The sequence below is a fragment of the Ureibacillus chungkukjangi genome (assembly GCF_003217295.1).
Classification (GTDB): Bacteria; Bacillota; Bacilli; order Bacillales_A; family Planococcaceae; genus Ureibacillus; species Ureibacillus chungkukjangi.
This window is the reverse complement of sequence record NZ_QJTJ01000033.1, coordinates 19,296-29,207: the sequence shown is the minus strand read 5'-3', so window position 1 is coordinate 29,207 and position 9,912 is coordinate 19,296. Positions and strand designations below refer to the sequence as shown.

Genomic DNA, 9,912 nt, shown 5'->3' with positions numbered 1-9,912 from the left:
CTAATTCCGCTCCAACATCTTTTTTCTCATTATAAACAAAAGTACCCTACAAGAAGGACTTTTTTTAAAGTGTCCATCTTATAGGGTACATTTTAATTCAAATTTGAGGCGGTTCTTTTCTTGTATTTTATTTATTTTTTAAAGTTAATTTTGCTACAATTTCAACTCGAGCTGTTTGTGGGAACATATCAACTGGTTGAATATAGTCAACTTTATAAAGCTTTGTTAGTTCTTGTAAATCCTTTGCAAATGTTGAAGGGTTACAAGAAGTATACACAAAACGTTTTGGTTTAATTTTCATAACAGTTTTGATAAAACTTGGTGCTAGTCCTGTACGCGGAGGATCCACTGTTACGACATCAGGAATAAAGCCCTCGCGGTTCCATTTTGCTAACCATTCCTCTGCTGTGCCTGTGTAGTAACGTGCGTGTTTATATCCATGGTTGCGAGCATTTCGCTTAGCATCATCAATGCTTTCAGGAACGACATCCATTCCTCGAACTTCTTTTGCCTTTGGTGCGAGCCATAAACCGATTGTTCCAACGCCACAATAAGCATCGACTACTTTTTCTTTACCAGTTAACTCAGCAGCCTTTTTAATTTCATCATATAGATGAACTGTTTGCTCAGGATTTAATTGGAAGAAAGCACGAGAAGATAAATCAAATGCAAGCTCGCCTAATTTTTCGTGAATGGTTTCTTTTCCATGAAGGAGGATTGTTTCATCGCCAAAAATAAGGGATGTTTTTTCACGATTAATATTTTGTGTAATTGAAACGATGCTTGGATCGATTTTAAGCATACGTTCAATAAGCTCTTGTTTATGTGGAATGTCTTTTCTAGTTGTTACTAAACAAACCTGTGTTTCACCTGTTTGAATGGCAGTACGAACTACAATGGTTCTTACTAAACCGTCTAAAGATTTCCCATCAAAGATTGTGATATTTAGTTTTTGTAATATTTTACGTGTCGCAACAGTTATTTTTGAAGTTAGTGGATGCTGAACTTCGCAGTCATTTATGTTCAACAGCTTGTTTGTTCCCTCTGAAAAAAGACCTGCATAAACACGTTTACCTTCTTTACGTACCTGGAAGGAGCTCTTGTTTCGATAATGACGAGGATTGTCCATTCCAATCGTTGGGCGAATATCCGTTGTTTCAGCAATAGACTTCACATATTTTTCGAGAGATTGGATAACCATATCTCGTTTTTCTTTTAGTTGTCCCTCATATGTTAAATGCTGTAGCTGACAACCGCCACACTCATTATATACAGGGCAGCTTGGTTCTTGGCGGTCTTTTGAAGCTTTACGTATAGTAAGAACATCCGCTTCAGCAAAATTATGCTGTACTTTAGAGACCTTTACCGTCACTTCTTCACCTGGAAGAGCACCTTTTACAAAGACCACATTGCGCTTATAAAAGCCAACACCTTCACCATTAATGCCTAATCTTTTTATAGTTAAAGGAAATTTTTGTCCAATTTCCATCAATACTTTATCGCTCAAAAGCGTTCACGTCCTTTAATAGTTCATCTAAACATTATAACGGAGCTCGAACTGAAAGCAAATGGATAAATATTTCCTACATATTCAGGTGATCCCTTTTTACTGAATAGAGAATTGTCCGATTTTTTCAATGGATAATCTATCGCATTCATGTTATCGTTGTAGCAATTAAATAAAAAATTCCTTCGGGGTCGGGTGAAATTCCCAATCGACGGTGATGAAGGCAAGCCTTCTAAGCCCGTGAGCTCTAATGAGCAGGATTTGGTGCGAGTCCAAAGCCGACAGTATAGTCTGGATGGGAGAAGGAGTAAGCTTAAGCAAAGGTTACTAGCTTAACGAGATTGGTATTCTCGGTAGGCTTAGTTTTCTGTAGGCAAAAACTTTAAAATGAATTTTTTAATGGTCTTATTTGCTATAGCTTTTTTAGCACGCTTTTTAATCCCGTCAACCAAAATGACGGGATTTTTTATTTAATCAATGCTTAAAGTAAATAATGTCCTTCGGGGTCGGGTGAAATTCCCAATCGACGGTGATGAAGGTAAGCCTTCTAAGCCCGTGAGCTCTAATGAGCAGGATTTTGGTGTAAGTCCAAAGCCGACAGTATAGTCTGGATGGGAGAAGGATGAATTTTGGTAGGCACTTTTTGAAAATGTTAATTTCAAAAGGTTTATTTAAGCTTGCCATAAATACTCCCAAACTCCTTAGGAATTCTTAAGGAGTTTTTATTTTTATTTAGAAATGAGGTGAGTAGATGTTTACGGGCATTATTGAGGATCAAGGTAGAGTAACAGCTATCAAAAAAGATGAGAGCAGCATGCAATTAACTATTTTCTCGCCAAAGATTGTTTCAGATGCAAATTTGGGTGACAGTATTGCAGTAAATGGGGTATGCCTGACAATTACCCAATTTAACAATGAAGAGATGACAGTTGATGTCATGCCTGAAACAGTAAATTCAACAACTATCCATATGTTAAAGTTGAATGATTTTGTGAATTTAGAGCGTGCAATGAGTGCTAATGGCAGATTCGGGGGACATCTTGTTTCCGGACATGTCGATGGTGTAGGCACGATTAAAAGCAAAAGACCTATTTCAAATGCTTTCTATATTGAAATAGAAGTAGCTAAGGAAAACCTGACAAATTGTATTCCAAAGGGCTCCATTACAATTGATGGAACAAGTCTTACACTTTTTAAGGTTTCACATAACAGTGTAACGGTTTCACTAATCCCCCATACTTATGCTGAGACAGTTCTGGGAAGAAAAGGAGCAGGAGAAAAAGTCAATATTGAAACTGACATGCTTGGTAAGTATGTTCTGCATCATTTAAAGAGGACTGAAAGCACATCTAACATAACAATGGACTTTTTGAGACAAAACGGATTCTAGAAAGGGTGGTGGAATTACATGCTAAATACTATAGAACAAGCCATACTCGATTTAAAATTAGGCAAGATGATCATAGTAGTAGACGATGAGAATCGTGAAAACGAAGGGGATTTGGTAGTTCTAGCTGAATTTGCAACTCCAGAAAATATTAACTTTATGGCTACTTATGGACGAGGGTTAATTTGTACACCAATTACTGAAGAGCTAGCAAGGAAATTAAATCTACCAGCCATGGTTGATAATAATACAGATAATCACCAAACAGCATTTACAGTGAGTGTAGACCATATCGAAACCACAACTGGTATTAGTGCTTACGAGCGGTCCTTTACAATTCTTCAAATGATTAATGCGAATGCAGCGCCTAATCAGTTTAGAAGACCTGGACATGTATTCCCGCTTGTCGCAAAACCAAACGGAGTATTAGAAAGAAGAGGACATACAGAAGCTGCAGTTGATTTAGCGAAAGTCTGTGGAAGTTATCCAGCAGGGGTTATTTGTGAAATTATGGGGGATGATGGGGAGATGCTTCGTTTAGATGGATTGATGAATTTTGCTAAACAGCACGGCTTAAAAATCATATCCATAGAGGATTTAGTCAGCTTTTGTGAAAAACAATACACAAATTTATCAATCATAACAGAATGAATTCGGAGGGATCTTTTAAGATGGGGAAATTATTTGAAGCTAATTTAATCGGAACAGATTTAAAAATAGGAATTGTTGTTGGTCGTTTTAATGACTTTATTACTTCACAATTACTAAACGGGGCACTTGATGGCTTAAAAAGACATGGGGTTGCAGAAGAGCGTATTGATATTGCATGGGTTCCGGGGGCTTTTGAGGTGCCATTTATAGCTAAGCAAATGGTAGAAACAGGTGAATATGATGCCATTATTGGATTAGGAACTGTCATACGCGGATCTACAACTCATTATGATTACGTAAACAATGAAGCAGCAAAAGGGATTGCAAGTGTATCACTTAATTCAAATGTACCGGTCATTTTCGGTATTGTAACAACGGAAAATATCGAGCAAGCAATTGAAAGAGCGGGAACAAAGGCAGGGAACAAAGGTTACGATTCAGCAGTATCTGCAATTGAAATGGCCAATTTGAAAAAGATGTTCAAATAACAATAACTAAGGGATTCTCACAAAAATGAGAATCCCTTAATTTATTCCAGCACTTGGTCCATTACTAAATCATCGATCGAACCAAAGGAATAGCCTTCCTTTTTCGCCGCCTTGATAAACTTCGGAAGTGCATCAGCATTATACTTCGCTACTGTATGCATGAGGATAACGGCACCAGGATGCAATTGATCCATCAACTCGTCATAAGCATATTGCCATCCGACATTTGCATCATCATTCCAATCAACAAAGGCAGTGTCCCAAAATATATAGGTATAGCCGTGATTGTTTCCAAGCTCCAAAATTCTCTCATTAAAAATTCCTTTTGGAGGACGAACGTAATATGTACGTTTTTGTCCGGTTGTTTCCTTTAATCTTTTATCGAATTTTTTTAATTCCTTTAGTACGCCTTCATCCGATAATTTTGATAAATCAGGGTGTCCATATGTGTGATTTCCAATGAGATGTCCTTCATCAATCATTCTATTTACTAAGTCACTTGCACTTTCTAAGTAATGGCCAGCTAAGAAGAATGCTGCAGGTACATCTTCTTTTTTTAATGTATCCAAAATGGATTCTGTATAACCGTTTTCAAAGCCGCTATCAAAGGTTAAGTAAATTGTTTTTTTATTTGGATCTCCAGTATAGAAAGCACCGTAGTTCTTTAAGATTTCATCAAAGTTAGCACCTGCATCAACAGGCTTGCCATCCTTCGATTTAGTAAAGCCCCAATAGTACGAATTTGCACTTGCGACATCTGGTTTAACTAAGCAAAAAGCAATAGCAAATACAATCGCACATAGTGTTAAACCAGAAATGTGACGTTTCCACATAAAGAATTATAGCCTCCTTTTTGCTTATATTGTGCGAATTTAGTTTCTTTATGCTAAGCAGCAAACAATTAATTTTCAAAGAATCAGGAACTCATATTTCTAAAAAAACTCTAAAATGAAACAATCTAAAAAAACATGTATACTAGCTTTAGAAGGAGTGTTTGTAATGCAAGTCATATCTAAAATAGGACGACAAAAAAACAATCCAGAACGGTATAATATTTATTTGAATGATACATATGCATTTGCTGTAGATGAATCAACACTTATAAAGTTTGGCTTAACTAAGGGAAAAGTACTCGAACAATTTGATATTGACGAAATTACCTACGAGGACGAAATTTCAAAAGCCTTCAACCGGGCGTTGAACTTTTTAAGCTATCAAATGCGCAGTGAATACGAAGTGAAAAAAAAGCTATTAGATGCAGGTTTTGGAGAAGCTGTTGTATTAGAAGCAATTAGAAAACTTGAAAAGTTAGGCTTTCTAAATGATGAAACCTATTCAAAGGCTCTTTTGGAAACGAAAAAGAAAACTGCAAAAAAGGGTCCAAGAGCTATTAAACAAGATTTAATCAAAAAAGGAATCGATAAAGAAACACAAAATAAAGTGCTTGATTCTTTTTCCCATAAAGAACAGCTTGCTATCGCTATGGAGCTTGCAGAAAAGGCGATTCGAGCCAATCAAAATAAAACGCCAATGCAAATTAAACAAAAAATTCAGGATGTTTTAATGAGAAAGGGCTATTCTTTTTCAATTACAAACGAAATACTTGACCAAATTAAGCTAGAGCGAGAAGATGATGATTGGTATGAATTGATTGAGAGTCAGGGGAATAAGCTTTGGAGTAAATATGCTTCCAAGCTTACTGGGATTGATTTAAAAATGAAGACAAAACAAGCCTTATATCAAAAAGGCTTTCCAATAGAAGTAATTGACCGTTTTTTATCAGAGAAGGAGATTGAAGAAAATGACTGAAAAAAGCTATGCAGAAATGACAGAGCAAGAACTGAGAGAAGAAATTGCTAAGCTGAAAGAAAAAGCAAGAAAAGCTGAACAACTTGGCATTGTAAATGAATATGCTGTATATGAAAGAAAAGCTACTATGGCAGCTGCTTATCTAATCGATCCAAAAACCATCGTAAAAGGTGAAATGTATCGAATCGATGGCGCACCAGGTGAATTTTTTAAAGTTGAATATTTGAAAGGTCGCTTTGCATGGGGCTATCGTTTAGGTGGAGATCGTTTTGAGGAAGCATTGCCAATTTCAATTCTTTTACCGATGAAGGCAGGGAAATAATATGAATGCAAATCAATCGATAGAGCAGCTAACTCAGCTTCTTGCTGAGAAAAACGCCAATCTCTCTGTTAACAAGGCACGTACATGGATTGAACTATTATGGTCCGATTTCGAGTCAACGTATGCGAAAGCTGGCTATGATTATCGTGGAGCAGAATACACAGAAAAAATCATTCAGCAATGGATCACAAGCTACGGCGACAAAATCCATGAATTTGTAGGCAGAAATCCAAAGTATGCACATCTCTTACATGATAGTGATGATACAGTTCAATAGAAGGAAGTATAGAAAAAGGAGTTGTCCTAGACATTAGGACAACTCCTTATATTTAGTACTGATACTAAAAGCTTCGAAAGCAGCTTTAGTCACTGGCTCCAATCTGAAGCTTCTGTTGTAATTTATCTTCACTAAAAATCCAACCAGTGTAGGAATTGACAATATTAAGCTCTTCATCGAGATGAGCTACTGCAACAAAGGGATAATGATCATTACTTCGATAACGCAGGTCGATGAGGCGAACCTCAGTTAAACCATTTTCGAGCTCGGAAATCTCCCATCGGTATAGTGGTGAGAAGGAAAGGAATGCGCTTAAGTTAGAATCCTCCAATGCTTTTTCAACAATTGGCGTTTTTGGAAGTGGGTGAATTTCAAACTTATCATAGATGTTAATAGTTCTGCCATATGCTCGCCCGACATAATAATGAGTTTTTGATTTTGCTGCTACACGCCAATTGAAAAACCGCATTGTTGGGGCCACAATAACATAATCTTCATCCTGAATTGCATGATGAACAGCTCTTTTAACGGCAGCCTGTAATACAAAGCGCAAAATGTAATAGCCGATTATAATCAAATACATGATAATGAATGTTTTTACAGGATCAAAACCGAATGCCCAAAGTAAAATTCCAACACAGTGAATCCCAAAAATGATAGGATCAAAGGTGTTAATAACACCGAGGGCAACCCACTTTTTCGAAAATGGTCTGAGAGCCTGTGTACCATAGGCGTTGAATATATCTACAAATACATGTAGAAAAACCGCAAGAAAAGTCCAGAGCCATAGGTGTAAGATATTTGCTTCATGGAATATTAAACTAAGCAAAGCAGTAATTGCAATGGGCCATAATAGTACTGCCGGTATAGAATGAGTTATACCACGGTGGTGGCGAATATAAACTGCGTTATTTCTTAATTTTAATACGGTATCGACATCAGGTGCTTGTGAACCAATTATTGTTCCTGCCATTACAGCAGCAAAACCCATTGAATTATTTGCTACAACTGGGTCTGCTAAGGCTAAACCACCTAAAGCAACGCCCATTACTAAGTGTGTGCCTGAATCCATTGGTATCAACTCCCCGTATATGGAGGATTTTGGCCATATACTTGCCATTTTGTTTGAAAATAGAATTTTGTAAATTTAAAGAACGCTATAATTATTATACCCGAAATTTATAATTTAAAATCGTTAGCGGAGGATATTATGAATTATCAATATACAAATGAGTTTCGACTGAATTTAGTGGAATGGTTTAACAAAGAGAAACGAGATTTACCTTGGAGACGGACATCGGATCCCTACAAAATATGGGTTTCGGAGGTTATGCTCCAGCAGACAAGGGTTGATACGGTTATCCCATATTACAATCGCTTTTTAGAGAAATATCCTACTTTACAAGACCTTGCTTTTGCTCCTCAAGAAGAGTTATTAAAAATGTGGGAAGGTCTCGGTTATTATTCCCGTGCCCGAAATTTACAGGCAGGTGTGAAAGAGGTTGTAGAAAAATATAATGCAGTGGTCCCTGACAATCGCCATGACATCTCTAAGCTAAAAGGTGTTGGTCCATATACAGCAGGGGCAGTTTTAAGTATTGCCTATCAAAAAGCGGAGCATGCAGTAGATGGGAATGTCATGCGAGTATTAAGTAGGGTGCTACATATAGAAGAAGATATTGCCTTGCCCAAAACGCGTAAAGTGTTTGAGGAAGCTGTAGAGATGCTGATAGATGAACAGTACCCAGGGGATTTCAATCAGGCCTTGATGGATCTTGGTGCTATGATTTGTACGCCAACTTCCCCAAAATGCTTACTTTGCCCAGTGCGAGATTATTGCATTGCTTTTAGTGAAGGTGATGCAGATAAGCTGCCTATCAAATCGAAAAAAGTCAAAACCAAAAAAGTACAGTTTAAGGTTTTTGTTGCAATGAATCAGGAAGGGCAATGCTTACTAGAGAAACGCCCGAGCGAGGGACTATTAGCTGACATGTGGCAATTCCCGATGATTGAGGTAACTGAAAAAGCCGATAGCGAGGAAGTATTCCAGGAAAATTACAATGTTCAGATTTTAAATCACATTGATAAAGAATTATTGAAGTTTAAGCATATTTTTTCACATCTAACATGGGAGTTGGAATGCACTCAGGTACAGATTGAACAAAAAAGTGAGCTGCCTGATGCCGTACAATTTCTTACAATTGAACAAATAAAGGCTTTACCCATGCCAGTGCCAATGTTGAAAATTTTGAATGTTCTGAATTAACTTATTTTAAGTTTGTCGAATAATCTGGTAGCCTTCCGTCAACAATATTTTTACGGAGGTGATAATCATGGCTAAAAACAACAACCGCAACAACAATAACAACAACAATAACAACAATAACAACAACGAAGAGTTTGCTGTGGATCAAGATTTCCAACAAGCAAGCCAACAAAACCAAAAGCAAAACCAACAAAACAACCAACGCAATAACAACAACAATAACAACAATAACAACAACAACGACAACGACTACTAATTAGTCACCCTAGCTCGAGCTTTAGGTAAAGTGAATTCACTTTTAGGTATAGACATTTACTGTCTATACCTTAATTTTTTAGCTTTAATTTCTGAGCCCATCATACATACATAAAACCGCATTTAATCTAATTTTTGCCAACTTATTTGAAAAATATGTTCTTCAAGCTACAAGTTTTTGATTAGCATTGCTATAATAGAACCTAATAGTTGCTAGATGATTGAAATTTTCAAATTGGACAAAAATATCACCAAGCGATGTAAATACATACATAGAGACGAAAAGGTGGGCTTTACATGACAATACCTATAGAAGGAGAAACGATACAAATACATAGTTATAAACATAATGGTCGCATCCACCGTGTCTGGCAAGAAACGATGGTTCTAAAAGGAACAAAGAATATATTTATTGGAGCAAATGAGCGTACTCTTGTAACAGAATCCGATGGCCGTACTTGGCTAACAAGGGAGCCGTCAATTTGCTATTTTCATGCAGAGCATTGGTTCAATATTATTTGTATGCTTCGTGAGGATGGCGTGTATTACTACTGTAATGTGAGTTCGCCCTATGTCTTTGATAATAATGCGATAAAATATATCGACTATGATCTAGATATAAAAGTCTTTCCGGATATGTCGTATACATTACTAGATGAAGATGAATACGAGCAACATAAAAAAGATATGGGCTACCCAGAAGTAATCGATAAAATTCTAAAGCGTAATGTGAATAAGCTAGAAAGCTGGATCAAGCAAAAAAGAGGCCCCTTTGCCCCCGATTTTATCGAAGTCTGGACAAACCGCTACTTATTTAACAAAGAAATGCAATCAAAAGAAAAATAAGCACTCAAGTCTACTGCCGGCCAGTAGACTTTTTAAATCTAAAAGAAACTGGATTTGTAGATTAGAAATGAGGGAATATGGAGGAATGCATGAAGATACAACTT

At 36.8% G+C, this 9,912-nt stretch carries 12 protein-coding genes and 2 riboswitches; of the genes, 9 read left to right on the top strand and 3 right to left on the bottom strand.

Annotated elements, in window-relative coordinates:
• Nucleotides 1-127 precede the first annotated feature (127 nt).
• Nucleotides 128-1,489 (bottom strand): 23S rRNA (uracil(1939)-C(5))-methyltransferase RlmD, encoded by a 1,362-nt coding sequence (gene rlmD, locus BJ095_RS16325; RefSeq protein ID WP_404427994.1) that lies wholly within the window; start codon nucleotides 1,487-1,489, stop codon nucleotides 128-130.
• Between the two features lie 195 nt (nucleotides 1,490-1,684).
• Nucleotides 1,685-1,818, top strand: a riboswitch (FMN riboswitch).
• 181 nt (nucleotides 1,819-1,999) lie between these two features.
• Nucleotides 2,000-2,134, top strand: a riboswitch (FMN riboswitch).
• 124 nt (nucleotides 2,135-2,258) lie between these two features.
• Here rlmD and ribE point away from each other — a divergent pair.
• Genes ribE through ribH form a run of 3 tightly spaced genes read left to right on the top strand, consistent with a single transcriptional unit; the run spans nucleotide 2,259 to nucleotide 4,033 of the window.
• Nucleotides 2,259-2,897 carry a riboflavin synthase gene (gene ribE / locus BJ095_RS16320; protein WP_107937091.1) on the top strand — a complete coding sequence of 213 codons (639 nt, stop codon included), beginning with the start codon at nucleotides 2,259-2,261 and terminating at the stop codon, nucleotides 2,895-2,897.
• A gap of 18 nt (nucleotides 2,898-2,915) precedes the next feature.
• Nucleotides 2,916-3,545 (top strand): 3,4-dihydroxy-2-butanone-4-phosphate synthase, encoded by a 630-nt coding sequence (ribB, locus tag BJ095_RS16315; protein WP_107937093.1) that lies wholly within the window; start codon nucleotides 2,916-2,918, stop codon nucleotides 3,543-3,545.
• Between the two features lie 20 nt (nucleotides 3,546-3,565).
• Nucleotides 3,566-4,033 carry a 6,7-dimethyl-8-ribityllumazine synthase gene (gene ribH / locus BJ095_RS16310; protein ID WP_107937095.1) on the top strand — a complete coding sequence of 156 codons (468 nt, stop codon included), beginning with the start codon at nucleotides 3,566-3,568 and terminating at the stop codon, nucleotides 4,031-4,033.
• A 41-nt stretch (nucleotides 4,034-4,074) separates the two neighbouring features.
• On the opposite strand, the gene BJ095_RS16305 is transcribed toward ribH, so the two are convergent.
• Entirely contained in the window at nucleotides 4,075-4,866 is a 792-nt protein-coding gene (locus BJ095_RS16305) for a polysaccharide deacetylase family protein (RefSeq protein ID WP_107937097.1), read from the bottom strand.
• 166 nt (nucleotides 4,867-5,032) lie between these two features.
• Between BJ095_RS16305 and recX the strand changes: the two genes are divergently transcribed.
• The 3 genes from recX to BJ095_RS16290 are packed head-to-tail and all read left to right on the top strand — an operon-like array spanning nucleotide 5,033 to nucleotide 6,441.
• Nucleotides 5,033-5,842, top strand: coding sequence for a recombination regulator RecX (recX, locus tag BJ095_RS16300; protein ID WP_107937099.1), 810 nt, complete (start codon nucleotides 5,033-5,035; stop codon nucleotides 5,840-5,842).
• Nucleotides 5,835-6,164, top strand: coding sequence for a YfhH family protein (locus tag BJ095_RS16295; RefSeq protein ID WP_107937101.1), 330 nt, complete (start codon nucleotides 5,835-5,837; stop codon nucleotides 6,162-6,164). The genes recX and BJ095_RS16295 overlap by 8 nt, the downstream gene beginning before the upstream one ends.
• Nucleotide 6,165: 1 nt before the next feature.
• A complete protein-coding gene (locus tag BJ095_RS16290) occupies nucleotides 6,166-6,441 on the top strand; it encodes a YfhJ family protein (protein ID WP_107937103.1) in 276 nt (91 codons plus the stop codon).
• Nucleotides 6,442-6,526: 85 nt separating this feature from the next.
• Here BJ095_RS16290 and BJ095_RS16285 read toward each other — a convergent pair whose 3' ends face one another.
• The gene (locus tag BJ095_RS16285; protein ID WP_107937105.1) at nucleotides 6,527-7,513 is read right to left on the bottom strand and encodes a metal-dependent hydrolase; all 987 of its coding nucleotides are present in this window, start codon (nucleotides 7,511-7,513) and stop codon (nucleotides 6,527-6,529) included.
• A gap of 138 nt (nucleotides 7,514-7,651) precedes the next feature.
• Between BJ095_RS16285 and mutY the strand changes: the two genes are divergently transcribed.
• The 3 genes from mutY to ntdP all read left to right on the top strand — a co-directional run bounded on the left by mutY (nucleotide 7,652) and on the right by ntdP (nucleotide 9,808).
• Entirely contained in the window at nucleotides 7,652-8,707 is a 1,056-nt protein-coding gene (gene mutY, locus BJ095_RS16280) for an A/G-specific adenine glycosylase (protein WP_107937107.1), read from the top strand.
• 67 nt (nucleotides 8,708-8,774) lie between these two features.
• A complete protein-coding gene (locus tag BJ095_RS16275; RefSeq protein ID WP_107937109.1) occupies nucleotides 8,775-8,963 on the top strand; it encodes a hypothetical protein in 189 nt (62 codons plus the stop codon).
• Nucleotides 8,964-9,259: 296 nt separating this feature from the next.
• Complete coding sequence (ntdP, locus tag BJ095_RS16270) at nucleotides 9,260-9,808, top strand: nucleoside tri-diphosphate phosphatase (RefSeq protein WP_107937111.1); 549 nt, start codon at nucleotides 9,260-9,262, stop codon at nucleotides 9,806-9,808.
• Nucleotides 9,809-9,912 lie beyond the last annotated feature (104 nt).

Excerpts from the sequence above, each read along its gene's own strand:
- ribH (WP_107937095.1), top strand. The coding sequence starts at position 3,566 with ATGGGGAAATTATTTGAAGCTAATTTAATCGGAACAGATTTAAAAATA.
- ribE (WP_107937091.1), top strand. The coding sequence starts at position 2,259 with ATGTTTACGGGCATTATTGAGGATCAAGGTAGAGTAACAGCTATCAAA.
- ntdP (WP_107937111.1), top strand. The coding sequence starts at position 9,260 with ATGACAATACCTATAGAAGGAGAAACGATACAAATACATAGTTATAAA.
- BJ095_RS16295 (WP_107937101.1), top strand. The coding sequence starts at position 5,835 with ATGACTGAAAAAAGCTATGCAGAAATGACAGAGCAAGAACTGAGAGAA.
- BJ095_RS16305 (WP_107937097.1), bottom strand. The coding sequence starts at position 4,866 with ATGTGGAAACGTCACATTTCTGGTTTAACACTATGTGCGATTGTATTT.
- ribB (WP_107937093.1), top strand. The coding sequence starts at position 2,916 with ATGCTAAATACTATAGAACAAGCCATACTCGATTTAAAATTAGGCAAG.
- mutY (WP_107937107.1), top strand. The coding sequence starts at position 7,652 with ATGAATTATCAATATACAAATGAGTTTCGACTGAATTTAGTGGAATGG.
- recX (WP_107937099.1), top strand. The coding sequence starts at position 5,033 with ATGCAAGTCATATCTAAAATAGGACGACAAAAAAACAATCCAGAACGG.
- BJ095_RS16275 (WP_107937109.1), top strand. The coding sequence starts at position 8,775 with ATGGCTAAAAACAACAACCGCAACAACAATAACAACAACAATAACAAC.
- BJ095_RS16290 (WP_107937103.1), top strand. The coding sequence starts at position 6,166 with ATGAATGCAAATCAATCGATAGAGCAGCTAACTCAGCTTCTTGCTGAG.
- BJ095_RS16285 (WP_107937105.1), bottom strand. The coding sequence starts at position 7,513 with ATGGATTCAGGCACACACTTAGTAATGGGCGTTGCTTTAGGTGGTTTA.
- rlmD (WP_404427994.1), bottom strand. The coding sequence starts at position 1,489 with ATGGAAATTGGACAAAAATTTCCTTTAACTATAAAAAGATTAGGCATT.